The organism is Polynucleobacter sp. MWH-UH2A (assembly GCF_018687195.1).
Taxonomy (GTDB): domain Bacteria; phylum Pseudomonadota; class Gammaproteobacteria; order Burkholderiales; family Burkholderiaceae; genus Polynucleobacter.
The window spans coordinates 417,638-443,403 of sequence record NZ_CP061321.1 but is presented as its reverse complement, the minus strand read 5'-3'; the positions used below and the strand labels follow the sequence as shown (position 1 = coordinate 443,403).

23 protein-coding genes are annotated in these 25,766 nt (G+C 46.0%); 13 read left to right on the top strand and 10 right to left on the bottom strand.

Annotated elements, in window-relative coordinates:
- Positions 1-36 precede the first annotated feature (36 nt).
- Positions 37-1,173: a mandelate racemase/muconate lactonizing enzyme family protein gene (locus tag IC571_RS02375; RefSeq protein WP_215317239.1), complete on the bottom strand. Its 1,137-nt coding sequence runs from the start codon at positions 1,171-1,173 to the stop codon at positions 37-39.
- Between the two features lie 333 nt (positions 1,174-1,506).
- Between IC571_RS02375 and IC571_RS02370 the strand changes: the two genes are divergently transcribed.
- A complete protein-coding gene (locus IC571_RS02370; RefSeq protein WP_251373480.1) occupies positions 1,507-2,727 on the top strand; it encodes a M23 family metallopeptidase in 1,221 nt (406 codons plus the stop codon).
- A gap of 81 nt (positions 2,728-2,808) precedes the next feature.
- Here the strand turns inward: IC571_RS02370 and IC571_RS02365 are convergent, their stop codons facing one another.
- Positions 2,809-3,249, bottom strand: a complete 441-nt coding sequence (locus IC571_RS02365) for a universal stress protein (protein WP_215317238.1) — start codon at positions 3,247-3,249, stop codon at positions 2,809-2,811.
- An 86-nt stretch (positions 3,250-3,335) separates the two neighbouring features.
- Between IC571_RS02365 and IC571_RS02360 the strand changes: the two genes are divergently transcribed.
- Positions 3,336-3,737: a DUF2177 family protein gene (locus IC571_RS02360; RefSeq protein ID WP_215317237.1), complete on the top strand. Its 402-nt coding sequence runs from the start codon at positions 3,336-3,338 to the stop codon at positions 3,735-3,737.
- A 6-nt stretch (positions 3,738-3,743) separates the two neighbouring features.
- Positions 3,744-5,372, top strand: a complete 1,629-nt coding sequence (locus tag IC571_RS02355) for a SulP family inorganic anion transporter (RefSeq protein WP_215317785.1) — start codon at positions 3,744-3,746, stop codon at positions 5,370-5,372.
- Positions 5,373-5,388: 16 nt separating this feature from the next.
- Here the strand turns inward: IC571_RS02355 and IC571_RS02350 are convergent, their stop codons facing one another.
- The 7 genes from IC571_RS02350 to IC571_RS02320 are packed head-to-tail and all read right to left on the bottom strand — an operon-like array spanning position 5,389 to position 13,165.
- Positions 5,389-7,050 (bottom strand): carboxylesterase/lipase family protein, encoded by a 1,662-nt coding sequence (locus IC571_RS02350; RefSeq protein ID WP_215317236.1) that lies wholly within the window; start codon positions 7,048-7,050, stop codon positions 5,389-5,391.
- 42 nt (positions 7,051-7,092) lie between these two features.
- On the bottom strand, positions 7,093-7,554 hold the full coding sequence (gene moaE, locus IC571_RS02345; protein ID WP_215317235.1) for a molybdopterin synthase catalytic subunit MoaE: 462 nt from the start codon (positions 7,552-7,554) through the stop codon (positions 7,093-7,095).
- Position 7,555: 1 nt separating this feature from the next.
- Positions 7,556-7,813, bottom strand: coding sequence for a molybdopterin converting factor subunit 1 (gene moaD / locus IC571_RS02340; RefSeq protein ID WP_215317234.1), 258 nt, complete (start codon positions 7,811-7,813; stop codon positions 7,556-7,558).
- 18 nt (positions 7,814-7,831) lie between these two features.
- Positions 7,832-9,070, bottom strand: coding sequence for a gephyrin-like molybdotransferase Glp (gene glp / locus IC571_RS02335; protein WP_215317784.1), 1,239 nt, complete (start codon positions 9,068-9,070; stop codon positions 7,832-7,834).
- A 51-nt stretch (positions 9,071-9,121) separates the two neighbouring features.
- Positions 9,122-10,564, bottom strand: coding sequence for a threonine synthase (gene thrC / locus IC571_RS02330; RefSeq protein ID WP_215317233.1), 1,443 nt, complete (start codon positions 10,562-10,564; stop codon positions 9,122-9,124).
- A 37-nt stretch (positions 10,565-10,601) separates the two neighbouring features.
- On the bottom strand, positions 10,602-11,912 hold the full coding sequence (locus IC571_RS02325) for a homoserine dehydrogenase (protein ID WP_215317232.1): 1,311 nt from the start codon (positions 11,910-11,912) through the stop codon (positions 10,602-10,604).
- Positions 11,909-13,165 (bottom strand): pyridoxal phosphate-dependent aminotransferase, encoded by a 1,257-nt coding sequence (locus IC571_RS02320; RefSeq protein ID WP_215317231.1) that lies wholly within the window; start codon positions 13,163-13,165, stop codon positions 11,909-11,911. Before IC571_RS02320 ends, IC571_RS02325 begins: the two co-directional genes overlap by 4 nt.
- A 79-nt stretch (positions 13,166-13,244) precedes the next feature.
- On the opposite strand from IC571_RS02320, the gene IC571_RS02315 reads away from it, so the two are divergent.
- The 10 genes from IC571_RS02315 to IC571_RS02270 all read left to right on the top strand — a co-directional run bounded on the left by IC571_RS02315 (position 13,245) and on the right by IC571_RS02270 (position 23,294).
- Positions 13,245-13,622, top strand: a complete 378-nt coding sequence (locus IC571_RS02315; RefSeq protein WP_215317230.1) for an Mth938-like domain-containing protein — start codon at positions 13,245-13,247, stop codon at positions 13,620-13,622.
- Positions 13,622-15,313: a glycosyltransferase family 39 protein gene (locus IC571_RS02310; protein ID WP_215317229.1), complete on the top strand. Its 1,692-nt coding sequence runs from the start codon at positions 13,622-13,624 to the stop codon at positions 15,311-15,313. Before IC571_RS02315 ends, IC571_RS02310 begins: the two co-directional genes overlap by 1 nt.
- Positions 15,314-15,324: 11 nt before the next feature.
- The gene (locus tag IC571_RS02305; RefSeq protein ID WP_215317228.1) at positions 15,325-16,491 is read left to right on the top strand and encodes a DegT/DnrJ/EryC1/StrS aminotransferase family protein; all 1,167 of its coding nucleotides are present in this window, start codon (positions 15,325-15,327) and stop codon (positions 16,489-16,491) included.
- A gap of 41 nt (positions 16,492-16,532) precedes the next feature.
- Positions 16,533-17,495 carry a glycosyltransferase gene (locus IC571_RS02300; RefSeq protein WP_215317227.1) on the top strand — a complete coding sequence of 321 codons (963 nt, stop codon included), beginning with the start codon at positions 16,533-16,535 and terminating at the stop codon, positions 17,493-17,495.
- The gene (locus IC571_RS02295) at positions 17,496-18,365 is read left to right on the top strand and encodes a formyltransferase (RefSeq protein WP_215317226.1); all 870 of its coding nucleotides are present in this window, start codon (positions 17,496-17,498) and stop codon (positions 18,363-18,365) included. It abuts the gene before it with no gap.
- 25 nt (positions 18,366-18,390) lie between these two features.
- Positions 18,391-19,437: a bifunctional UDP-4-keto-pentose/UDP-xylose synthase gene (locus IC571_RS02290; protein WP_215317225.1), complete on the top strand. Its 1,047-nt coding sequence runs from the start codon at positions 18,391-18,393 to the stop codon at positions 19,435-19,437.
- Between the two features lie 31 nt (positions 19,438-19,468).
- Positions 19,469-20,386: a polysaccharide deacetylase family protein gene (locus IC571_RS02285; RefSeq protein WP_215317224.1), complete on the top strand. Its 918-nt coding sequence runs from the start codon at positions 19,469-19,471 to the stop codon at positions 20,384-20,386.
- A gap of 45 nt (positions 20,387-20,431) precedes the next feature.
- Positions 20,432-20,899, top strand: coding sequence for a peroxiredoxin (locus tag IC571_RS02280; RefSeq protein ID WP_215317223.1), 468 nt, complete (start codon positions 20,432-20,434; stop codon positions 20,897-20,899).
- Positions 20,900-21,133: 234 nt separating this feature from the next.
- Positions 21,134-22,780, top strand: a complete 1,647-nt coding sequence (locus IC571_RS02275) for a PhoH family protein (RefSeq protein WP_215317222.1) — start codon at positions 21,134-21,136, stop codon at positions 22,778-22,780.
- Complete coding sequence (locus IC571_RS02270) at positions 22,761-23,294, top strand: C40 family peptidase (protein ID WP_215317221.1); 534 nt, start codon at positions 22,761-22,763, stop codon at positions 23,292-23,294. Before IC571_RS02275 ends, IC571_RS02270 begins: the two co-directional genes overlap by 20 nt.
- A 7-nt stretch (positions 23,295-23,301) precedes the next feature.
- Here IC571_RS02270 and dnaB read toward each other — a convergent pair whose 3' ends face one another.
- A complete protein-coding gene (gene dnaB, locus IC571_RS02265; protein ID WP_371742903.1) occupies positions 23,302-25,752 on the bottom strand; it encodes a replicative DNA helicase in 2,451 nt (816 codons plus the stop codon).
- Between the last annotated feature and the right edge of the window lie 14 nt (positions 25,753-25,766).

Below are 25,766 nucleotides of genomic sequence, written 5' to 3'. Positions count from 1 at the left end.
GCGGGCTTTTTATTAGGGAATTTAGAGTTTAGAGAATTACTTCGAAATCTTCTTCCAAGCATCTTTACCGGCGTACTTCTTGATTGCCGCTTCATCAAACTCAAATCCTAAACCTGGAGTTTTATGTAGGATTAAGTCGCCATTCTTGAAAGTCAATTGCTTGTTAATTAAACGACGAAAATTGAGCACCTGATCATCCAAGAAAAACTCCACAAACCGAGCGTTTGGAGTTGCCGCCACTAAGGGGGCATGCAAATCATGCATCCAATGGGGGCAAACAGTAATACCTTTGGCATCTGCATAGGCAGAGATACGACGCCACTCTGTAATGCCGCCACAAACGGCTGCATCTGATTGCAAAATGGCGGCACCACCTGCATCAATCAATTCTCGAAAGCGCCAACGCCCTGCTTCCATTTCTCCAGTGGCCACATTAATTGTGGTTTGCCGAGCTAAGGCCGCATGTAAATCAATTGCATCTGGAGAGAAAGGTTCCTCAATCCAATATGGGTTATAGGCCTCAAAACGTCTGACATACTCCAGTGCCGTTGGCAAATCACGCCAAGCATTATTTGCATCTAGGGTCAGCAAAACATCTTCACCAATCGCTTTACGGGCTGCTTTCACACGAGCCTCTTCTTCGGATGGAGAGAGCCTTCCCACTTTCATCTTTACCGCCTTAAAGCCCTGCTTTACATAGGACTCCATTTCTTTACCGAGCTTGGCAGGCGTTTTTCCATCTAGGTAATATCCGCCACTGGCATAAGCAGGCACACGATCATCCACTACCGATCCTAAATAATGGTGAAGGGGTAAACCCGCTGCACGAGCATTTAGATCCCATAAGGCGGTATCCAAAATAGAAATGCCGCGCATTACAGCGCCAGCACGACCCTGCAAAATAGATTCGTTATACATATCCATCCACAAACCTTCGCTGCGGTGGCTATTTTGACCAATTAACTTTGGGGCAAGCAGTTGCTCAACCGCAATCTTGGCGATGTCCCCACCGGCGCTACCAACGTAACAAAATCCAATGCCTTCATTGCCATCTTTACCGCGAACCTTAACAATGCAATAGTGGCGCTCAGACACAGTTCGAGTTGAAAATGAGGTGACTTTATCTAGTGGCACCGCGACTGATGCAACCTGGACTGATTCGATGATCGGCATCTAAACTCCTTTTGAAAAAAAAACATTGTAGCCAGTATTGAAATTGTCAGTTTGAGGCAAAGTAGCCAAATTTATTGCGCCACAACATAATTTCATGAGTGCCTGACAACATTATTAGATAATGATGGGGTGAAGAAAAAAGCTTTAGCTCCATCCCGGCTTGCGAAGAGATTCCAGCGCCCTATTGCCTGTTTATTAATAGGGCTTCTCATGGGCACTAGCCCCTTAGCGCAATCTCAATCAAGCCAGTCTCGCAAAAAAGTGAGTATCCAAAATACGAAGCAAATTGGATTTAAAGACAAATCTTCTGGGGCAAATACCAAAAGTTCCAGCATGAGTCTAAATCCTGGTCTTTTTCGGCGAAAGGATCCTAGTGAACTCATTCTTGATAGCGATTCCAATCTAGACTATCGCGTGGCTCAAGGTTGTCTGAGGCGTAATTTCAATGAAGATAATCTCCCGGCTCTGATTGGCATCGATAACCGGCAATTTTCTGAGTTCTTCAAAAGTCAGACAAAAGCCTTTTTTGATCGCATGCGCGGAGATTGCATACCTTATGCTGCCGCTTTCACCACTCGCAATCGCTTTGACTCTCTGAGCATCATGAATGGCCCAGTTCAGGACAGCAAGACAGAAGTGTGGACTTTTACTCCATCTGCTTTTGGTGGGTTCTTGGTTCAGCAAGATTTACTAAGGAATGAATCTAAGAATCTCTCTGAAATTCGGGTGCCTCTAAAAGAAGTTTTATATGACCAGCGCAAATTAGGCGATAAATTGCCGGTGGAATTAGTTTGGGAATTAAATTCCATCATTAAACAGATTTATCCTGAAGATAATAATTCTCTTGAAAATACTAATAGCATCGTTCGACTCATTGTTGATTTTGGTGACCGCGAGAGATGGGCGCAGATTTGGGCTGCCGAGATTATTGACCCCAGTAATGGTGAAATTTTTTCAAGCGCGTTTTGGGTAAGCCGCAATGATATTCCGGGTGCTTTTTTTACTGGCAATGGTGAAGCACTAGAGCGCTCGTTTTGGACCAATCCGCTAAGCTATCGACGCATCTCTCGTGGTGTAGGCATGGTTCGTGCCGGCAGTGTTAAACGATCTAAAGCCAACACTACCGTAACTAAGCCAACCCAAGCAAAACAACGCTACCGTGCACATATGGGCATCGACTATGCTGCCCCCATTGGAACACCAATCTTTAGCGTTGCTGATGGCAAGGTGGTGCATCTTGGCTACAGCGGTGCCTTTGGCAACCTGATTGTTTTAGAGCATCCAGGCGGTTATCACACTTACTATGCACACTTAAGTAACTACAACAATGAACTCGAATTAGGCAATGAAGTAAGGAGAGGTTTTGAAATTGGCTATGTTGGCTCAACCGGTAGATCAACCGGGCCGCATCTTCACTTTGAGCTCAGAAAAGATGGTATTTACGTTGATCCATACGGCTCTAAGACTCAGCTGGACTTGTGGTCAATGCGCGACAATGAAAGCGGTCAGCTAACGAGAGAAATTTTGCTATTGGGAAGTCCGATTACACGCTAAGTAACATGCATGTAAATCGATTGAAATAAAGGGGTTCGAAAGAACCCCTTTATTTTTAATGCTTCAGGAAATGGTGTCGACTTAACCCAATACCAATACTGGTAACTTAGAGTGCACGATCACTTCATGTGTTTCACTTCCCAACAAAACGCCTTTGATGCCTGTACGCTTATGCGAAGCCATCACAATTACATCAGCCTTTGCCTTCTTGGCACCATCCAAAATACCTTCGGAAAGATTGGTATTAGAAATATGCAAAGTCTTTGCTTTGATACCAGCGCCTAGAGCAGTTGCCGCCTTTTTAAATACATCTTTGGCATAAGCCTCACAAACCTTCTTGTGCTCTTTAGCGGAAATTCCATAGCCCATAGTACTGTCTGAGTAAACCAAAGGCGGAAGGGGATCGGATACATAAACCAAAGTTACGGCTGCGCCGTCCGCCTTAGCAAGTTCAGCCACCTTTTTGAGTGACTTTTTACTGATATCTGAACCGTCTACCGGTACCAATAAATGCTTAAACATACCAATCTCCTTTAAATTAACTACCAATCTACTCTTTCCATCATAATGCTTATTATTCGCCTATAAAAGATCAAAAGGTAAATTAATTGCTCAAATATTTTGGGATCTACCTATCGTTTCTAGTCTGCCTGATAACGGTCGATTTAATCTGGCTACTAGGTATCGCAAAAAACCTGTATCGCGATGAAATGGGTGCTCTGATGGCCGCTGAACCCAAGCTCATCGCAGGCTTGGCTTTTTATTTGATTTACGCTCTCGGGGTCTGTATTTTTGTCATCATTCCAGCCCTATCAAAGCAGTCTTGCACTGAAGCCCTCCTGTACGGTGCGTTATTTGGCTTGTTCTGCTACATGACCTATGACCTCACCAATCTCGCTGTCATTCGAAATTTTCCAACGAAGCTGGCATTGATCGATATTGTCTGGGGATCTTTTGTGACAGCCCTTTGTTCTAGCATCGCCTATTGGGTAGGCAATCGATTCTCATAAGACATGATGATTTTCCACCCCAAGATTCTGGATGCCTTTAAGGTTTATAACCGTAGCGCATTCACCAGAGATGTTTTAGCCGGAATCACTGTTGGTATTGTTGCCCTTCCTCTGGCGATGGCTTTTGCTATTGCCAGCGGATTAAAGCCAGAAGCGGGCATCTTTACTGCCATTATTGCCGGTGGGCTGATCTCACTTTTAGGCGGCAGCCGCGTACAAATCGGCGGACCAGCTGGCGCGTTTATTGTCATTGTGTATGGCATCGTGGAGCGTTACGGCATTCCGAATTTATTACTTGCCACTGCAATGTCTGGATTGTTTCTACTGCTGATAGGCGTATTGAGGTTGGGCACTCTAGTGCGCTTTATACCGATCGCTGTGATTATTGGATTTACCAACGGCATTGCCTGCTTGATTGGACTCTCTCAGATCAAAGATTTCTTTGGCTTAAGTATTGAAAAAATGCCGGCACAATTTTTTCCAATGATTCAGGCGCTTTATGCCGCCGCCGATACTATCAATGTGTTTGCACTAGGCATCGCCTGTATCAGCCTGATGATCATTGTGATTTGGAAATGTATTCACAAAAAACTAGGATGGTTTGGTCATCTTCCTGGTACGGTCGTTGCAATGACCATCGCAACAGTCATTACAGGTTTATTTAACTTGCCAGTAGATACGATCGGTAGTCGCTTTGGCGGCATTCCATCAAGCTTGCCACAATTTGAATGGATTCAGATTAGTTGGAGTACGGCGCAATACATGGTTACGCCTGCCCTGACGCTCGCACTGCTCGGCGCTATTGAGTCCTTACTTTGCGCGCGCATTGCCGATGGCTTAATTCATGATCGCCATAACTCCAACCAAGAACTCATGGCACAAGGTGTAGCCAATTTAGTTAGCCCATTTTTTGGAGGCATGCCAGCTACTGGCACGATCGCCAGAACCGTCACCAATATTGAAAGTGGTGGAACGACGCCCATCGCCGGCATAGTTCATGCATGCACACTATTAATGGTGGTGCTCTTTGCCGCGCCATTAGCAAAAGATGTACCGCTGGCAAGTTTGGCTGCCATTCTGATGTATGTCGCCTGGAATATGGGTGAATGGCGAAAATTTGTAGATCTGAAGCAGTTCCGCCTGCCTTATCAACTCACCATTCTGAGCGTATTTACCTTAACAGTCATTCTCGATCTCACTATTGCTGTTCAAGTGGGACTACTCTTTGCTTTTATTACTTTTATCTATCGCATTTCCAGCCTCTCTCGTTGCGAACTCGCCGATACCCAGCATTACCCAGCCCTAGAAAATCATCAAGGTCGAATTGAGGCTTACCGTATTTATGGTGCTATCTTTTTTGGCGCAGTAAAGCTGTTAGAGAAGATTGAACAAAAGCTACCATCCCAAATCTTGCTTCTAGATTTGAAGAATGTCATATACATTGATACCTCTGGAATGGAAGCCATTACCGAACTAGCGCATTTATGCAAAATTCGGAATATCAAACTCATCATCTGCGGCCTTGACCATCAACCTCATGAAATGGCGCAACGCAGTGGCTATCTACAAACCCTTGAATCGGATTGTTTATATCCCGATCTGCCCTCTGGAATTGCGGCCGTAACGCATTCCTAAACACTAAGTAGTCTAGTTAGAAGGCAGCCTTTAATCGCTCTAGCGCATAGATCTCTCTCAAATGTAGCACCTGATAATCAACACGCTCTTTAAGCAAACCGGTAACTGTCTCACTATTTTCAGAGAAGTTACGCATGACATCTGACTTCAAGTTATAAATAGGCCAATTTGCCTGACCATCTACATTTGGATTACCAGTCTTTGCAAACTGCGCCCAACTAGCAGACATCTTTTCAGACATGGCGATATCTTGTGGATCATTTTTATCGGTAATGGGGTACCAATACTTAGACCATATACCTTTTTTCTTTAAATCCATTGTTGCTTGCTCAATACGTACGCAACGGTTTGCAGAAGATTCAACAGCCTTTGGTGCCTGTGGCATCAGCGGGTAGCTGCCAAACACATAACTAATCTCAAAGGTGTGTGGCACACCAGGATAAGCAAGACGAATATTTTTTGTTAAGTAATCAAAATAATAGGCATAGCCCGGCGCAATACCATTCATGCTGTCAGCCAACAATTTCGTGCTGCCACGATAGAACATATCGCCCATCGCATCAGATGATGCAATGCACTGATCTTGCACTTTGCCATATAACTGCTTCAGGATCTTTGGATCCTCATGAAGCATCTTTGCAAGACCAGCCATAGAAGGTTGGCCTGGAACTAAAAAGCTAGAGTCCCACGAGTTGGTGCCAATCATGAAGGGCACTTTCGCTTGTTGGCCTGCCGCGAATAAAGGAATGGGGTCACCTTTGAGAATTTGACCATCAATAAATGGTCCGCCAAATTCACCTTTTTCAAAATCGGCCGCTGTAAGCACCAACTTCTGAACAGGAAGACTTCTCAACTCTTTTAAAGATTTTGCTCCAACCCCTGTCATCAGCTTTGCGGACACCTCAGTTTCAGGCGCCATACCTAAACGCTTTTCAGTCATGCCACGCAGCGGACTTTGCTGAGCACTTTCAGCAATCGCCCGATGAAATAAACCTCGAGCCGCATCAGAAACCATTAACCAAGTTACGCTGCGCCCACCAGCAGATTCACCAAAGATGGTGACATTATTTGGGTTCCCGCCAAACGCAGAAATATTGCGCTTTACCCACTTAAGCACTGCAATTTGATCCATCGTGCCGTAGTTGCCAACAGGCTCACCCTTCGCCTTGGCTTCGGCAATCAACTCTTGTGTAGCAAAAAATCCAAGCGAACCCAAGCGGTAATCAAACGTCACTACGATGACCCCGTTCTTTACCAGATTGATTGGCGTAAATTGCGCATCTCTTGCGCCATCCACTATCAACCCGCCACCATGAATCCATACCATCACCGGCAGATCTTTAGCGGGCTTTTGTGGTGTGAATACATTGAGTTTTAAGCAATCCTCATTACCAGGCAATGCAAGGCCAGTACTGAGGTTTTTTACATAAGGCTGTGGGCAAGAATCGCCAAATTGGCTAGCATCACGCATGCCACTCCAAGAAGCTGCTGGCTGTGGTGGACGCCAACGCAAATCCCCCACGGGCGGTGCCGCATACGGAATGTTTCTGAATACATTCATGTTGAATTCAGAAACACCCTGCAAGGATCCAGTATCAACAGTTGCCGTAGGCCGATCTGAACTAGCAAAGCTATTAAACGTAATTGCGCTTAACAAAAGTACGAGGAATTTTTTCATTTTTAATCTCTAGATTAATTTGGCACTGAATCAGATAGGAAATTATTTTTTCCAGCGGGCCATAGCAGTTTCATCTGTGACTCTAGCATCCACCCAACGACCACCCTCAGGAGTTTCTTCTTTTTTCCAAAATGGGGCAGCAGTTTTGAGGTAATCCATAATGAATTCACAAGCAGCAAATGCTTCTCCCCGATGAGCACTAGTAACAGCAACTAAGACGATTTGATCTTCAGGGAGTAATGGGCCAACACGATGAATGACCAAAGTCTGATAGATATCCCAGCGTGCTTTTGCCTGAGAAACAATTTCCTCTAATGCTTTTTCAGTCATGCCGGGGTAATGCTCAAGGGTCATGGCTTTGACCTGACTACCCTCATTAAGGTCGCGCACAGTACCTAAAAAAGTGACTACTGCGCCAACTCGTGGGTCACCATTGCGAAGTGCCGCAATCTCAGCACTAAGATCAAAATCATTTTCTTGAACGCGAATCAATGACTGAGTCACATTAGCCTCCGGTTACAGGCGGGAAAAATGCTACCTCAGCACCATCTATTAAGGCTGTATTGGCGTCAACCATGGTCTGATTGAGCGCACAGCGCAGCGCTTTTCCTTCGGCCAAAGCTTCCGCCCAAACACCACCGCGTGCAATTAAATGGGTACGCAATTGGGATAGCGTTTTGACAGCCTCTGGCACCTCAATGACCTCTTGTGATGAGCCCAAAGCTTCGCGTAATGAGGCAAAAAAGCGCAATTCGAGTTTCATGAGCTAATCGTAAACCGATTATTTGAGCAACGCATCAAAAGGCATGTACTTCACCAAATCACCCTTACGAATAGCTTGATTGGGCGGACAATCAACCAATCCATCACCCCAAGATGCGCTAGTGAGAACCCCAGAGCTCTGATTTGGAAATAAATCAAGCCCGTCTTGTTCATTCATTTTGACGCGCAAGAATTCATTACGGCGATCTGCCTTTAACCAATCAAAATCGGCTCGCACTAAATAAGATGGAGTTGTAATAGATGCTCGCCCTTGCAACTTCAAAATGAAGGGCCTCACAAACAATAAGAAGGTAACAAAACTAGAAACTGGATTGCCAGGCAATCCAATAAACCATGATTCATCAGAAAAATTTGCAGCGCTGGATTGATCAGACTTTCTAACGGCGCCAAAAGCTAAAGGTTTGCCTGGCTTGATGGCAATCTGCCAGAGATCTAATCTACCTTCTGCGGTAACTGCTGGCTTGATATGGTCCTCCTCACCAACAGAAACCCCACCAGAAGTAATGATGAGGTCATGATCTTTGCTTGCGTGGCGCAATGCTTCTCTGGTCGCATCCAAACGATCGGGAACAATACCCAAATCACTTGCATCGCAACCCAAAGAACGTAGGCAAGCTAACAGGGTATCGCGGTTGGAGTTGTAAATTCCACCGGGTTTTAAAGGCTCGCCCGGAAGGGCTAATTCATCACCCGTAAAGAAAGCAGCAACTCTTACGCGTCGCTTTACATTTAAATGAGTTAAGCCTGCTGAAGCGGCCACCCCTAATTCCTGTGGTCGCAAAAAAATACCGGCAGTTAACGCCGTCTTTCCTGCACTCAGATCTTCTCCACGCCGACGTATCCACTGTCCAACCGCAGGAACTGTATTAACCTGCACCTGATCGGTCAACCCCTCAGGAATAGCGCAGTCCTCTTGCATGACTACTGCATCTGCACCCGGAGGAATTGGAGCGCCAGTAAATATGCGTGCTGCAGTTCCTGGTTCTAACTGGGTGCCAACCGAGCCTGCTGGTATGCGCTGCGCTACCTGTAATTTCTGGCCAGAAGTCGCAGTATCAGCAGTACGAACCGCATAACCATCCATCGAAGTGTTATCTAATGGGGGCACATCCACCAGGGACTGAACACTGTTCGCAAGCACCCGACCCAATGCAGCCTGCACTGGAACATCTTCATTTTCATGAACAGGCTTTGCGTGTGAGAGCAAATGGTCTAAAGCCTGCTGTGCGGTCAACATCGGTGGCTTAGTCATAACAATTGCTGATTGCTGGCTGATCTCTAAATATTTTTAGTTAAGATGCGTTGCAATGAAATCTTTCACTTGATTTACATCGGCATCAATATTCACCACTCGCTGGGGCTTAGACTTAATGTCTTGGAATGCAGGGGGGCACTCAGCTGGACGACCCAAGGCCTCCTGAATCGTCTCTTCAAATTTAATTGGCAAGGCTGTCTCTAAAACAATCATGGGTACGCCCGCTTGCAAATGATCGCGTGCGACCTTCACGCCATCAGCCGTATGTGTATCAATCATGATGCCATATTTCTTCTCAATATCGCGAATGGTTTCTAGGCGATTGGCATGGGTGCTTCGGCCTGACTGAAAGCCATATTGACCTAAGTCTTTAAAGACCGCTTCTTTAGAAATGTCAAAACCACCCGCTTCATCAACCTGTTTGAACATGCTTGCAGTCGCTTTTCCATCTCGACCCATAAAGTCAAAGACAAAACGCTCAAAATTACTCGCCTTGGAGATATCCATTGAGGGACTGGATGTATGCAAAGTTTCTGCAGACTTACGAGCACGATAAACACCCGTACGGAAGAACTCATCGAGCACATCATTCTCATTAGTTGCCACAACTAGATGCTCAATTGGCAAGCCCATCATGCGCGCGATATGCCCAGCACAGACATTGCCAAAGTTCCCCGATGGAACAGTAAATGATACTTTTTCAGAACTGGATTTAGTTGCTAATAAATACCCCTGGAAGTAGTAAACCACTTGCGCTACTACGCGACCCCAGTTGATTGAATTCACGGTACCAATTTGGTTCTTCGCTTTAAAGGCATGATCGTTGCTTACCGCCTTAACAATATCCTGACAGTCATCAAAAACACCGGCTACTGCTAAGTTAAAGATATTCGGGTCTTGCAAGGAATACATTTGCGCAGACTGAAACGCACTCATCTTTCCGCGTGGCGACAACATGAATACTTTCACACCCTCTTTGCCTCGCATGGCATATTCCGCAGCACTGCCGGTATCCCCTGAAGTAGCGCCCAAAATATTAAGCTTTTGGCCGGCACGCTTTAGGGCATATTCAAATAAGTTGCCTAATAACTGCATAGCCATATCTTTGAAGGCTAAGGTTGGACCATTCGATAGACTCAATAATCCAATACGCGTGCCATGCTCTTCGCCCAACCAATGCAATGGCGTAATGTCTTTCGCATTATCTTGTGGACGACCATTGCAATAGACTTGCTCTGTATAGGTCTTGCGCAATAAAGCGCGTAAGTCTGCCTCCGGAATGTCATCGCAATACAGACTCAGAATTTCATAAGCCAAGTCTGCATAGGACAGTCCACGCCAAGAATCTAATTGAGCGGAAGTAATTTTCGGGTACTGAGTAGGAAGATATAAACCGCCATCTGGCGCCAATCCACCCAACAGAATTTCTAAAAAAGATTGTTGTGGGCTATTGCCACGAGTGGACTGGTAACGCATAGGCTTTTTTGGTTTTGCTTATTGTGTTGATTGCTGCTTAAGACAGATTTTCTAAACGGATCTTTACCACTTCTCCAGCAACTGTTTTGAGATCTTGAATCTCTTGAATTGCGGCAAGCATGTTTTTCTCTTTGGTTTCGTGAGTCAATGCAACCAAATCCGTTTGACTCTCGCCCTCGTCTGCCTCTTTCTGCAAGAGTGCATCGATAGATACACCATGTGATGCCAAGATTCTGGTGATGTCGGCGAGTACACCTGCTTGATCCGCTACGCGCATACGTAGGTAGTAGCTAGTCGTGATCTCACCGATTGGCAAAACAGGGGTGTTTTGCACAGCATCGGGCTGGAATGCCAAATAAGGCACGCGATGCTCAGCATCTGCACTCAATAGACGAGTGATGTCGACCAAGTCCGCAATCACCGCAGAAGCAGTTGGCTCAGATCCGGCGCCTTTACCGTAGTACAAAGTTGTACCCACTGCATCACCAAATACCTGAACAGCATTCATCGCACCTTCTACGTTTGCGATCAATCGTTTTGCAGGAATCAATGTGGGATGCACGCGCAGCTCAACACCACTTGGTGCTTTCTTGGCGATACCCAGTAACTTGATGCGATAGCCTAGTTGCTCTGCATAACGAATATCAATTGCAGCTAATTTGGTAATGCCTTCTACGTGCGCTTTTTCAAATTGCATCGGAATACCAAATGCAATTGCACTCATGATGGTAGCCTTATGAGCCGCATCAACCCCTTCAATATCGAAAGTAGGATCTGCTTCTGCATAACCTAAGCGTTGCGCTTCTTTCAATACCGTTTCAAAGTCCAAGCCCTTGTCACGCATTTCAGAAAGAATGAAATTCGTGGTGCCATTAATGATGCCGGCAATCCATTCAATACGATTAGCGGTTAATCCTTCGCGTAAGGCCTTAATGATCGGAATACCGCCAGCGACAGCAGCCTCAAAAGCAACCATCACCCCTTTTTCATGCGCAGCTTTAAAAATCTCATTGCCATGAACAGCGATCAAGGCTTTATTTGCGGTCACAACATGCTTACCAGCAGCGATTGCCTCTAGAACAAGGTCTTTGGCAATGCCATAGCCGCCAATCAACTCTACAACGATATCAATCTCAGGGTTATTGATCACCGCGCGAGCATCATTCACCACCTGCGCGCGATCTTTAACAATCTCTTTAGCGCGATCGACATTCAGATCAGCAACTGTATTAATACGAATACCGCGTCCAGCGCGACGAGTGATTTCATCTTGGTTGCGTTCGAGAACAGTGAACACGCCACCACCAACGGTGCCAATACCTAATAGACCTACTTGAATCGGTTTCATGATGCCTTTGTTGCAGTTGAAGAAGCCTTGCGGCCATACTTATTGCGATAACGCTCGAGAAAACGCGCAAGACGTCCAATAGCCTCTTTCAATACATCTTCATGAGGCAAGAACACTACGCGGAAATGATCAGGCTTGCCCCAGTTAAAACCAGAGCCTTGCACTAAGAGTACTTTTTCCTCTTTCAAAAGATCGGCAACAAACTGCTGATCATCTTCGATTGGATAAACCTCGGGATCCAACTTTGGAAACAAATACAAAGCGGATTTTGGTTTCACACATGACACACCTGGAATATCAGTAATTAATTTCCAAGCAAGATCACGCTGCTTTGCTAAACGACCACCCTCGCCCACCAAGTCATTAATACTTTGATATCCGCCTAAAGCGGTTTGAATTGCATACTGGCCAGGAACGTTAGCGCAAAGGCGCATCGAAGCCAGCATATTGAGGCCTTCAATATAGTCACGCACCATCTCTTTATCGCCCGAAACCACCATCCAGCCAGCACGGTAGCCGCATGAACGGTAATTCTTAGACAGGCCATTAAAGGTAATGATGACAACGTCTGTAGACAAAGAAGCCAGAGAAATATGCTTCTCGCCGTCATACAACATCTTGTCGTAAATCTCATCGGCAAACAAAATCAAACCATGCTCACGCGCAATCTGCGTTAACTCCAGCAATACTTCTTTGGAATAAATTGCGCCCGTTGGATTGTTTGGATTGATCACCACAATCGCTTTAGTCTTCGGCGTAATTTTTTTACGCAGATCATTTAAATCTGGCGCCCAATCTTTTGATTCATCACAAAGATAGTGCACTGGGGTGCCACTCGATAGACTCACTGCAGCAGTCCATAACGGATAGTCTGGAGCGGGCACTAAAACTTCATCGCCATCATTGAGCAATGCGTTCATCGAAAGCACAATCAACTCAGATACGCCGTTGCCGGTATAGACATCGTCCAAGTTGACGCCTTGAATACCTTTTTCTTGGCAATACTGCATGATGGCTTTGCGTGCAGCAAAAATACCCTTGGAATCAGAATAAGCGGAGGCATTGCTCAAATTGCGAATCATGTCCAACTGAATCTCTTCAGGAGGATCAAAACCGAAAACCCCTACGTTTCCGATGTTTAATTTGATGATTTTGTGACCCTCTTCTTCCATGCGCTGAGCAAGCTCAAGCACAGGCCCACGAATGTCATAACAGACGTGATTGAGTTTTTGGGACTTTAGGATGGGTTTCACAATAAATTAAAGGGTAAGTTCTTGAAATCTTGGAAAAAACAGCTAGCTATAATCCACATAATTATGACAGAGAGTGCACTTGAAGCTTCAATCTGACCCCCATTCTGGAGCCAATACAATCACTGGCTATGGCGATGGCTACGTGGAGATTAACCAAACTCCATACAAGCACAGCGTCCTCTTAAGCTCGGATGGGGCGATCATCGAATGGCCAGCAAAGTCCTTTGGCGACCTGGAGGCTAGCCATTTCAGCCAAATGGTCGATTTGAAGCCAGAATTGATTCTCATTGGAACTGGTAGCCGCCAGCAATTTCCTAAGCCCGATCTCTTAAAAAACCTGATTTCAGCCAAAATTGGCTTTGAAATCATGGACTCACAAGCAGCCTGCCGAACCTACAACATCCTGGTTGGTGAAGGCCGAAAAGTCCTTTTAGCCTTGATTGTGGAACCCACCTAATGCAATTTGGTCAAATTCGGCAGTCAGCCGCCCTCCACCCTGGCAAGATTTTGTTGCTATTGGTGATCTATGCCACCCTCTGGTTTGGAACACTCAATTACCGACACCTTATCCCCTCTGACGAAGGTCGCTATGCAGAAATGGCACGGGAAATGCTTGTGACAGGCGATTGGGTTACTCCTCGCTATAACGGCTACAAGTATTTTGAAAAGCCACCACTTCAAATTTGGGCTACTGCAGCAACATTTCAATTATTTGGCGTGGGCGATTGGCAAGCCAGACTCTGGACTGCGCTCACAGGTTTTATCACTATTTTGGCAATTGGATTTACTGGCGCCAGAATTTACAACGCTAGAGCTGGATGGTTGGCGGCTGTTGTCTTGGCTTCGAGCCCCATGTGGGTCATCAGCGGTCATTTCAATTCTTTAGATATGGGCTTGTCCGCATTTTTGGTCGCCGCCTTATGCAGCCTCTTGCTTGCACAGACCTCACAAACACAATCAAGCACTCGCAACTGGATGTGGGCATGCTGGACTTTCATGGCACTCGCAACGCTTTCGAAAGGCGTTATTGGCGCCGCGTTACCGGCAATGGTTTTTGTAATCTATTCTATTAGCGCATGGGACTGGAAAATCTGGACACGCTTGCGTTTATTCAGTGGGCTCATTTTATTTTTAGTCATCACAGCACCTTGGTTTATTTTGGTGGCGCAACGCAATCCTGAATTTCTAGAGTTTTTCTTTATCCATGAACATCTGCAACGCTTTACTCAAGATGCTCATAGTAGAACTGGTCCGATTTATTACTTTGTGCCGCTGTTATTCATTGGAATGCTACCTTGGGTAGCTCAACTCCCAGGCTCTATTGCACAAGCTTGGCAAGAGCGTTCAAGCACATTCTCATGTGGCTGGTTACTCAGTTGCTGGTTTTTAGTAATCTTCGTTTTTTTCAGCATCTCGCATTCAAAACTACCTGGATACATCATTCCCGTCTTTCCGGCAATTGCATTACTAATTGGGAAGCGCCTGGATCATTTACTTGGCCATACCAACTCACTATCAATTGCTTGGCGTTTGCAAGCAATTGGGTTCGCCGTATTGGCCGGCATCGGCTTTTTCTTCTTATCCGAAATTGGTAAGCAAGCAAGACCTGATGAGATTGAGGCTTATGCTCAATATGGCTATTGGATCATCGCCGCACTCATCGCCTTACTTGCATTCAGTCTTTATGCAAGTTTCCAAGCCAAACGTAACGGGATCAGCAGTATCGTGAGTTATGCATGGGGATTTTTCTTATGCGCCATCATCGCGGGCACCGGTCATGAAACACTCGGTCGGGCAGTCTCTGGCATTGATCTTGCCAATCGAGTGAAAAACAATATTCCTGCAAATGCAAATCTCTATTCAGTGCGCTTACTAGACCACACAGTGCCATTCTATTTAGGCAGAACTATGATCATGGTTGAAGATCCCGATGAATTACGGTTTGGCGTTGACCAAGAGCCAGCATTGTGGCTGCCAACATTAGATGATTTCATTATTCGCTGGAAAGAAGATCCAAGTGCTTATGCGATCATGGTTCCTGAGCAATACGTAGCACTTCAGAGCGCTGGCTTACCAATGCAAGAGCTTGATCGCGACTCTCGCAGAGTAATTGTGAAGCATCCAGACAGCTCAAATCCAACGCAGTAAGATAGAACATCATGTCAAACGCCAGCCCAGAATTTATTCCTTTCACGCGCCCAAGCTTTAATCAGGAAACGATTGATGCAGTTGCTGAAGTTTTGCGATCTGGCTGGGTCACTTCTGGACCCAAGCTTGCTGAATTTGAATCCACTCTGAGCGAGTACTTTGGCGGACGTCCTGTGCGTTGCTTTGCTAACGGCACCGCAACGATGAAGATTGCACTACAAGTTGCAGGCATTGGTGAAGGTGATGAAGTCATTACTACACCTATTTCTTGGGTAGCCACATCCAACGTCATTTTGAGCGTAGGAGCGAAACCGATTTTTGTAGACATCGATCCTGCTACACACAATATTGACCTTGATAAGGTAGCCGGCGCCATTACAAGCAAAACCAAAGCCGTCATGCCGGTCTACCTTGCAGGTCTACCAGTAGATATGGATAAGCTCTACTCTCTAGCTAAGCAACATCAAGTACGCGTTATCGAAGATGCTGCGCAAGCCTTTGGCTCTCAATGGCAGGGAAAGAAGATTGGTAGCTTTGGTGACTTAGTGAGCTTTAGCTTTCAGGCCAATAAAAATCTCACCACCATTGAAGGTGGTTGCTTGGTATTAAACAATAGCGATGAAGCAAGGCTTGCCGAGAAATTTCGCCTTCAAGGGCTCACCCGCCAAGGCATGGATGGCATGGATGTGGATGTCTTGGGCGGCAAAGACAATTTAACGGATGTGAATGCCGTGATTGGCTTGCATCAGCTCAAACAATTGCCCGCCTACCAAACGAGACGCACTGCATTGGCTCGCCAATATTTCGACGCTATTCGCGCCGAACTTAAATCCGCTAATCTAGAAAAACTTCAATTAGAACTACCAGTTGAAAACTTTACCGAAAGTAATTGGCATATGTTTCAAGTGGTGCTTCCGCTGGAACAACTTGATTGTGATCGCGCCCAAGTTATGACGGAATTAAAAGAGCTTGGCATTGGCACAGGCGTGCACTATCCCGCCATTACTGGATTTACTCTATATAAAAATCTAGGCTATCAAACTAGCTCTACACCAGTTGCAGAACGTATCGGCAAATCCATCCTCACCCTGCCATTATTTCCAGGGATGAAAGACCAAGATATCGGTCGCATTGCGAGCGGACTCACTGGAATCCTTCAGAAACACTACAAAAAATAGCTTTATTGGGGCAAATCCCCAGAATCAGGCAAAATTGCAGCATGACTGCAAATTTAGCTGCTAACCCAAAGTTGAGCATTGTCATTCCCGTTTATAACGAGGAAGATGGCTTACAGGCATTATTCGATCGGCTCTATCCTGCATTGGACACATTAGTCGCCAAGCGCAATATCTCCTATGAGATTGTTTTTGTAAACGATGGCAGTAAAGATCGATCCGCCGGAATACTTGCCAAGCAAGTGGACTTACGTCCAGACGTCACTCGAGCCGTCTTATTCCACAGCAATTTTGGTCAACATATGGCCATCATGGCCGGCTTTGAATACGCCAAAGGTGAATACATCATCACCTTAGATGCCGATCTACAAAATCCCCCTGAAGAAATTGATGCGCTCGCCGAGAAACTCATTGCCGGACATGATTATGTCGGCACCATTCGCGCCGACCGTCGCGATAGCTTCTTCCGAAAATTTGCTTCACGCGCCATGAACCGTTTGCGTGAAAACATTACTCGCATCACGATGACAGACCAAGGATGCATGTTGCGTGGCTATAGCCGTCGCATTGTTGATCTCGTTCGTCAGTGCGATGAAAATAATACGTTTATTCCTGCACTCGCCTATACCTTTGCAGCGAACCCCGTTGAAATTACCGTGAAACACGAAGAACGTTTTGCAGGCGAATCTAAATATAGCTTGTATCAACTCATTCGTCTTAACTTTGATTTAGTGACTGGGTTCTCGATCATGCCTTTGCAGATCTTCTCGATCCTCGGCATGTTGCTTTCTCTCGCGGCAGGAAGCCTATTCGCCTATCTCTTGGTTCGTCGCTTTGTATTGGGCGCCGAGGTAGAAGGTGTATTTACCCTTTTCGCGCTTACCTTCTTCCTCATTGGCGTGATGCTCTTTGGTCTGGGCTTGTTAGGCGAATATATCGGCCGTATCTATCAACAAATCCGTAATCGCCCCCGTTATGTTGTGCAAACCGTTTTAGAGAAAAAATAATTGCACGCAGTCGTCTTTGCTTACCACGATGTTGGCGTTAATTGCCTGAAAGAACTACTGAAAGCAGGCATTCAAGTTGATCTAGTGGTCACCCACGAAGACGACCCCAATGAAAATGTTTGGTTTGGTAGTGTCGCTAAACTTTGCAAAGAAAATAACATCGCCTACATTACCCCAAGCGCAAGTGATCTACTTAACCTTGTTCCACAAATAAATGCGCTTGCTCCTGATTACATTTTCTCCTTCTACTATCGCCACATGATTCCTGCGCAGATTTTGGGATGCGCCAAAATTGCAGCACTCAATATGCATGGGTCACTGTTACCAAAATATCGTGGTCGTGCGCCAGTCAATTGGGCAATTCTGCATGGGGAAACTGAAACGGGCGCTACCTTGCACATCATGGAAGAAAAACCTGATGCAGGGGATATTGTTGGTCAGTCAGCAGTAGATATTGGCCCTGATGAAACTGCTACCGATGTATTTGCCAAAGTCAGCAAAGCAGCTGTCCAGGTCATTCATGAAGTGATTCCTGCCTTAATGCTGGGCAATACCCCCCGCAAGCCCAATGAGCTAAAAAAAGGGTCTTATTTTGGTGGCAGAAAGCCCGCAGATGGGCAAATTCATTGGAATCAGACTGCCAAGCAGGTGCACGACCTTGTCAGGGCAGTTGCACCCCCTTATCCAGGCGCTTTTACCGAGCATAACGGCCAAAGGATGATCGTCGCCCGCACCAGCCTCAAGGGACCCCTTCCAAACACGCTCAATCTTGGGGCTTTAGGCGTCCAAGTGGTTGATAATCGGGTATTCGGCGTTTGTGGTGACCAGCAAGCTTTAGAGATCTTGGAATGGTTTCCGGCCAGCAAATAAATTAGATTAAAACGAGGCAGTAAACATGAAAAAAGTACTCATTCTTGGTGTTAATGGCTTTATCGGCCACCACCTTTCAAAGCGCATTCTTGAGACAACCGACTGGGATGTCTATGGCATGGATATGCAGAATGATCGCTTGGGTGACTTAATCAATCATCCTCGTATGCATTTCTTTGAAGGCGACATCACTATTAATAAAGAGTGGGTTGAATATCACATTCGTAAATGCGATGTGATTTTGCCTCTAGTAGCGATCGCTACTCCTGCTACTTATGTACAGCAACCACTGAAAGTATTCGAACTCGATTTTGAAGCAAACCTTCCCATCGTTCGCTCTGCTGTGAAATACAAAAAGCACTTGGTATTTCCATCAACCTCAGAGGTGTATGGAATGTGCGAGGATGCTGAGTTTGATCCATCATCATCAAGCATGGTGTACGGTCCGATCAATAAACCCCGTTGGATTTATGCCTGCTCCAAACAATTAATGGATCGCGTCATTTGGGGTTATGGCATGGAAGGCCTGCGCTTTACGCTGTTCCGCCCCTTCAACTGGATTGGGCCTGGTCTAGATAGCATCTACACACCAAAAGAAGGCTCATCCCGTGTAGTGACTCAGTTCCTAGGCCATATTGTTCGTGGTGAACCGATCAACCTAGTCGATGGCGGCGCCCAGAAACGCGCATTCACCTACGTTGACGATGGCATCGATGCTTTAATGCGCATCATCGACAATAAAAATGGCGTTGCTAACGGCAAGATCTACAACATTGGCAATCCAAAAAATAATCATTCTGTACGCGAACTCGCCAATCAAATGCTTGATATCGCACGCAGCATTCCTGAGTACGCCAAAACAGCCAGTGACGTGAAGATTGTGGAAACAACATCAGGCGCTTATTATGGCGAAGGTTATCAAGACGTTCAGAACCGCGTTCCCGCAATCGACAACACGATGAGTGAGCTTGGTTGGAAACCAACTACCACGATGGCAGATGCACTGAAGAATATTTTTGAGGCTTATCGTCAAGACGTTGAAAAAGCGCGCTCATTAGTCGATAAAGAATAAGAAAATAAACGCAATATAAACATCCGGATTCATGGCGAAGATTGCTCTCAAGGTTGATGTCGATACCTTACGCGGTACGAAAGAAGGCGTTCCCAATTTAGCTCGAATCCTAGAGCGTTTTGGCTTAAAAGCCACCTTCTTATTTAGCCTTGGCCCAGACCATACTGGCTGGGCACTCAAAAGGGTCTTCCGCCCAGGCTTCCTAAAGAAAGTAAGCCGCACCTCGGTTGTGGAGCACTACGGAATCAAAACTCTACTCTATGGAGTTTTGCTACCTGGTCCAGACATCGGGAAAAAAGCTGCTGCGCAGATGCGCGCCATCGATCAGGCTGGTCATGAAACCGGCATTCATACTTGGGATCATGTAGCTTGGCAAGATGCCGTTCGCTACCAAGATCCAGCATGGACTAAAGCGATGATGCAAAAAAGTTGGGATCGCTTTCTTGAAATATTTGGACATACTCCAGTGACTTATGGTGCAGCTGGTTGGCAAATGAACGAAGCTGCATTTGAGCAACTGGACCAATGGGGTATTCAATATTCTTCCGATGGTCGTGCCGAACCCAATCTCATACCCTATCGCCTGGCGCTTTCTTCTGGCAATGCAAAACATGTGCAATACCCAACCACTCTGCCGACATTCGATGAACTCATTGGTATTGATGGCGCAGATGAGTTTGGTGCAGTCAATAAGCTACTAGAAATCACCAACAGCAACCCGAACGATCAAGTCTTCACTTTGCATGCCGAACTTGAAGGGCAAAAGCTGTTACCTGCCTTTGAAAAGCTACTGATGGGCTGGCTAAATCAAGGTCACGACCTCGTTACTATGGGCGAACTTCACCAATCCTGGAAAGCCACCAACCAACTCGATAAAATAGCCGTATTACCACTGACCTGGGGTGAAATCCCAAACCGCAGCGGTGAGTTGATTGTTCAAAATAACTAGAATCATTAAAGCAAGCAATACAGAGACACACTAAAAAGGGAAATCATGACAGTAGCTATCGGCAAACCCATTCCAGCATGCGCGATTCCTGCGACATCAGGTCTGACATTTAGTCCAGACTCCGCCAAAGGAAAAAAACTGGTCCTCTACTTTTATCCAAAAGATATGACGCCAGGTTGCACTGCCGAGTCCGGAGAGTTCCGCGACAACATTGCAGCATTTACCAAAGCCAATACATTAATTGTTGGGGTATCACGAGATAGCCTCAAATCTCATGATAATTTCCGCAGCAAGTTAGAACTTCCTTTTGAGCTGGTTGCCGATACCGAAGAAAAGCTCTGCCAACTGTTTGGCGTCATCAAAATGAAGAATATGTATGGCAAGCAAGTACGCGGCATCGAACGTAGCACCTTCTTATTTGACTCCAGCGGCAAGTTAGTCAAAGAATGGCGCGGCCTGAAAGTTCCAGGACATGTGACCGAAGTCTTAGAGGCTGCCAAAGCCGCTAAATGATTTTTACAACAATTTAACCAGAGGTGCTTGCAAACCCCAAAATTTGGGGTAAAGTGATCTACATGCACCGTAAACGACGGGAAAGTCTGACAATCCGTTTGAATCAACAGCCTGAGCAAATCACAGCAGGTACGGGGAATCACCCCCTCCATTTTTCTGATGTACTACCAACCCGTTTCGCAATAAACCGTCAATGCACTCCGCTTGACGGTTTTTTCTTTTAGGAGAGTCTGCATGCCATTGCCACCCATCCCAACCCAAATTGCTGATCAAGTAAAGCTGAGCCGCAAGGACACTCCAGATTTAAAGAAACGTCCCACGCAGGCAAAACCAGTTGTCCTTGAAACAGCTGAATGGGTCAATGATGCGGAAGAGGATTTATCGGCAGCTGAAGTGGCGCTAGAAAAGATTAAAGCTGATCGCAGTCCAGCACGGGGTGACAACAAGGCTAGCGCACCCGCAAAACCAAAGCGCGTTATTCGTACTGGACCTCCCAGTTTGTTTGTGCTTGATACCAATGTGTTGATGCACGATCCAAGCTCCTTGTTCCGCTTCTCGGAGCACGATCTTTATCTACCAATGACCACATTGGAAGAGCTAGACAATCACAAGAAAGGGATGACTGAGGTAGCTCGTAACGCCCGTACCGTTAGCCGCTCTCTAGATCAACTGATTGCAGGCACCAGCGGCACCTTAGATGACGGCATTCCACTCAACAAACTAGGCAATCAGGATGTTTCTGGTCGCTTGTATTTCCAAACTAAACTGTCTACCCAAGCATTGCCTGAAGGACTGCCCGAAGGTAAGGGTGACAACCTCATTTTGGCTGTTGTTAGCGAGCTGCAAAAAACCCGCAAAGGGCAAGAAGTGGTGTTGGTATCCAAAGATATCAACATGCGCATTAAGGCGCGCGCACTAGGCTTACCTGCGGAAGATTATTTCAATGATCAAGTATTAGAAGATCGTGACTTAATGTATTCGGGTGTACTGTCATTGCCCGCAGATTTTTGGCCGAAGCATGGCAAGGATATGGAAAGCTGGGCAGACTCTAAATCGGGAACGATGTACTACCGCGTTACTGGCCCTACAGTGCCTAGCATGCTAGTCAATCAATTTGTTTATCAAGAAAATCCTGACGGTTCAACACCGTTCTATGCCCATGTTAAAGAAATCAATGGCAAAACAGCGCTGTTGCAAACCTTACGTGACTTTTCACATCAGAAAAACAATGTCTGGAGCGTAACAGCCCGCAATCGCGAGCAAAACTTCGCCATGAATCTCCTCATGAATCCTGACATTGATTTTGTGACCTTATTAGGTCAAGCAGGAACTGGTAAAACTTTACTGGCATTAGCCGCTGGCCTTGAGCAAGTGCTTGATAGTAAGCGCTATAACGAAATCATCATTACTCGTGCAACCGTTCCAGTGGGTGAAGATATTGGCTTCCTGCCTGGAACAGAAGAAGAAAAAATGCAGCCGTGGATGGGTGCATTTGATGACAATCTTGAAGTTCTACAACGCAATGATGACGCTGGCGAGTGGGGCCGTGCAGCCACTCAAGAACTCATTCGCTCACGCATTAAAGTGAAGAGCATGAACTTCATGCGTGGCAGAACGTTTGTCAGCAAATTTGTCATCATTGATGAAGCACAAAACCTCACACCAAAACAAATGAAGACTTTGGTCACTCGTGCTGGCCCAGGAACCAAAATCGTTTGCTTAGGTAATATTGCTCAGATCGATACCCCATACCTGACCGAAGGCTCTTCCGGTTTGACTTATGTTGTGGATCGCTTCAAAGGTTGGCGCCATAGCGGCCATGTCACATTGGCCCGTGGCGAGCGTTCACGTCTTGCGGATCATGCTGCCGACGCACTTTAAGCAAGCCCTCTCATGCCGCACTCTTCTTGGGTGCGGCATTTTTATTTGCACCCTGCTATTGTTGGCAGGATGCAGCACGTTTAGCGGTAAATCAAATCAAGCTAAAGTTGCTCAATTTAAACAAGACACGAGTGTTGGCACTGAAGGCATCTCGATTGCGGCACTCGGATTAGTAGATGTGCCCTATCGTTATGGCGGCAACACTCCTAAAAGCGGCTTCGATTGCAGCGGCCTGATTGTGTATGTCTATAACAAAACCGCTGGAATCAAACTGCCTCGTACCATTCAGCAAATGAGCAACCAAGGTTTCAGTATTGAAAGTGGCCCGCCCGCTCCTGGCGATTTAGTATTCTTTAACACTACTGGTGAAAAGTATTCGCATGCAGGAATTTATGTTGGTCAAGGACGGTTTGTGCATGCGCCAAGCGCAGGTGGAACCGTGCGCCTTGATTACATTACTTCACCCTATTGGGCCGCTAAATTTACTGAGGCGCGACGGGTTGCCTCAAAGTGAGATGCAATTAGAACGGTTCGTAGCCGCCAGATGAATAACCAATTGAGCCCATCGCCAAGTTATCAAACTTCGTAAATGGACCTTGCCAGCTTAAGCGCACTGTACCAATAGGGCCATTACGCTGCTTGCCAATGATAATCTCTGCCACACCTTTATCGGTAGTGGTATCTGGGTGATACACCTCATCACGATAAATAAACATAATTAAGTCGGCATCTTGCTCAATCGCACCCGACTCACGCAAATCAGACATGATTGGGCGTTTGTTTGGGCGTTGCTCAAGACCACGATTGAGCTGTGAGAGCGCAACCACAGGACACTGCAATTCTTTTGCAAGGGACTTGAGAGAACGAGAGATTTCAGAAATCTCGGTAGCGCGGTTCTCAGAACCCGATCCACTCATGAGCTGCAAGTAATCAATCACTACCAAACCTAATGTGCCACCAAAGTTTCTGGCGATACGACGTGCACGAGCACGTAACTCCAGACTGGAGAGTGAACCTGTTTCATCAATCAAAATCTGAGTGTTGCTTAAACGGGCAATGGCATCAGTCACACGTGGCCACTCATCGTCTTGCAATTTACCAGTACGCATACGACCTTGATCAACGCGCCCTACTGAGCCCAGCAAACGCGCCGCTAATTGCTCACCCGACATCTCCATAGAGAAAACAACAACTGGTAAGCCCTCGGCTAATGCGACGTTCTCAGCAATATTCAGCGCGAACGCGGTGTTGTGTGTAACTACATAATTATCGGTAATGTATGTTCTTTGGGGATGACTTACCGAAATACATTGCGCTTGGGTCACTCTTGATGGCTCAATACTCTTGAATGTCAAACGACGTTGACGATCCCAGCTTGCTCTTAATCTTTCTTTCTTTTCAGGCAGGCTAAAAGCTTGGAAACCTGCTTCAAAGCTCATATTCAAAACATAGGTCAAACGACCCTGTTTCTTTTCACCTAGATAGGTATAACTAGACTGTTTAGTGGCGATTGAGCAGAAACCACCCAAGGATCTTGCCAAAGTAGCAACATCTTCAGATAACTGTTTACTTGCAGTACAAAAACGAATTGAGCCCCACTTTTCAATCCAGCCATCAGTGTCCATCAGACCTTGGAATAAAGCGAGACGAGCATTCTTATTGGCCTCTAGATAGGTTGCAGGAATAAATTTATCAAAACTCCTGCAGCCTAAAACTCCGACATCTTCTAAAGCGGCTCTAAAATAATTTTTAGACACATACTGTCTAGCGCCATTCGCCGCAATTCTCTCTTTAGAAACGATTCGCCAGTCACAAGCACCAGCGTGCACCATCTCCATTTCATAGCCAGCAAGCATATTCATGCGCTCTACTAGCTCGAGAGATTTTGTAGAAAACGTTACTGAGCCATGAGATAAAGCCAAAGTTCCATCGCCCAATAATGCGCCCATTACCCATGGATGAATTGGCAATGCATTGGAGTGACCAAAATCTCCAGAAACTGGATCAATCCACAGCCGATTTTTATAGCGCACACACTGCAACATCTCCATTAGACGTATAGTGTTAATTACGCGTGGCTCAGACCAATCTCGATACATGACGCGCCACAAATGTTCATCACAACATTCAGCCTCACGACCATCCGAAAGAGTAACCTTGTAGATCTGCTTAATACCCTGAGGATATATGCCAGTCACCATTGAAAACAGACCATCAACTGATGCAAGACGATCACCAAAGCGAAGATCGCCCATCAATTTCCAGCCATCAATTGTTTTGATCTTGGCATCTAGTGGCTGAGCTTTACCCATCGAAGGTCTTCCAGCAACAATCACTAAGTCACCTTTTTGCAGGCCACTAGTTTGTTTATCTAAATCAATAAAGCCGGTTGCAATTCCGGTAATGTCGCTACCACCTTGACGGTTATAGAGCTCATCAATTCGAGCAACTACGCTTTTTAAGAGCGGCTCGATCTCAAGATAATCCGCTTTACGACTACCCTCTTCGCCAATTTGCAAAATACGAGACTCGGCCTCATCCAAAAGCGTTCTCACGGTACGTCCCTCTGGCACAAACGCCGAGTTCACAATACTGTCAGATACTTCGATTAAGCGACGCAGAATACTGCGATCACGAACGATATCGGCATAGCCTTTAATATTCGCAGCACTTGGCGTGTTCTGCGCTAAGGAATTTAAGTAGTCAATACTGACTAAGTCACCACCCTGCTCAGACTTAACAGCATCGTAAACTGTAATGACGTCGGCGGGATGATTGTCGCTAATGAGGCGGGCAACGACCTTATAGATCAGAGCATGCTCAGGGCGATAGAAATCTTTATCGTTTAATACTCCACCTAGGTTATCCCAAGAAGAGTTATCGATGAGTAGACCACCGAGCAATGATTGCTCAGCTTCTACAGAATGCGGGGGTACCTTTAAGGCCTGCACAACTGAATCCCCAGAACCCATCATGCCAGGGTTCA

What these genes read in the sequence shown, in the direction of transcription:
- moaD (WP_215317234.1), bottom strand. Translation starts at nt 7,813, where the DNA reads ATGAAACTCGAATTGCGCTTTTTTGCCTCATTACGCGAAGCTTTGGGC.
- IC571_RS02325 (WP_215317232.1), bottom strand. Translation starts at nt 11,912, where the DNA reads ATGAAACCGATTCAAGTAGGTCTATTAGGTATTGGCACCGTTGGTGGT.
- IC571_RS02310 (WP_215317229.1), top strand. Translation starts at nt 13,622, where the DNA reads ATGCAATTTGGTCAAATTCGGCAGTCAGCCGCCCTCCACCCTGGCAAG.
- IC571_RS02375 (WP_215317239.1), bottom strand. Translation starts at nt 1,173, where the DNA reads ATGCCGATCATCGAATCAGTCCAGGTTGCATCAGTCGCGGTGCCACTA.
- IC571_RS02300 (WP_215317227.1), top strand. Translation starts at nt 16,533, where the DNA reads ATGACTGCAAATTTAGCTGCTAACCCAAAGTTGAGCATTGTCATTCCC.
- IC571_RS02355 (WP_215317785.1), top strand. Translation starts at nt 3,744, where the DNA reads ATGATTTTCCACCCCAAGATTCTGGATGCCTTTAAGGTTTATAACCGT.
- glp (WP_215317784.1), bottom strand. Translation starts at nt 9,070, where the DNA reads ATGTTGACCGCACAGCAGGCTTTAGACCATTTGCTCTCACACGCAAAG.
- IC571_RS02275 (WP_215317222.1), top strand. Translation starts at nt 21,134, where the DNA reads ATGCCATTGCCACCCATCCCAACCCAAATTGCTGATCAAGTAAAGCTG.
- IC571_RS02365 (WP_215317238.1), bottom strand. Translation starts at nt 3,249, where the DNA reads ATGTTTAAGCATTTATTGGTACCGGTAGACGGTTCAGATATCAGTAAA.
- IC571_RS02350 (WP_215317236.1), bottom strand. Translation starts at nt 7,050, where the DNA reads ATGAAAAAATTCCTCGTACTTTTGTTAAGCGCAATTACGTTTAATAGC.
- dnaB (WP_371742903.1), bottom strand. Translation starts at nt 25,752, where the DNA reads ATGGGTTCTGGGGATTCAGTTGTGCAGGCCTTAAAGGTACCCCCGCAT.
- IC571_RS02290 (WP_215317225.1), top strand. Translation starts at nt 18,391, where the DNA reads ATGAAAAAAGTACTCATTCTTGGTGTTAATGGCTTTATCGGCCACCAC.
- IC571_RS02285 (WP_215317224.1), top strand. Translation starts at nt 19,469, where the DNA reads ATGGCGAAGATTGCTCTCAAGGTTGATGTCGATACCTTACGCGGTACG.
- IC571_RS02305 (WP_215317228.1), top strand. Translation starts at nt 15,325, where the DNA reads ATGTCAAACGCCAGCCCAGAATTTATTCCTTTCACGCGCCCAAGCTTT.
- IC571_RS02270 (WP_215317221.1), top strand. Translation starts at nt 22,761, where the DNA reads ATGCTGCCGACGCACTTTAAGCAAGCCCTCTCATGCCGCACTCTTCTT.
- IC571_RS02370 (WP_251373480.1), top strand. Translation starts at nt 1,507, where the DNA reads ATGAGTCTAAATCCTGGTCTTTTTCGGCGAAAGGATCCTAGTGAACTC.
- IC571_RS02280 (WP_215317223.1), top strand. Translation starts at nt 20,432, where the DNA reads ATGACAGTAGCTATCGGCAAACCCATTCCAGCATGCGCGATTCCTGCG.
- thrC (WP_215317233.1), bottom strand. Translation starts at nt 10,564, where the DNA reads ATGCGTTACCAGTCCACTCGTGGCAATAGCCCACAACAATCTTTTTTA.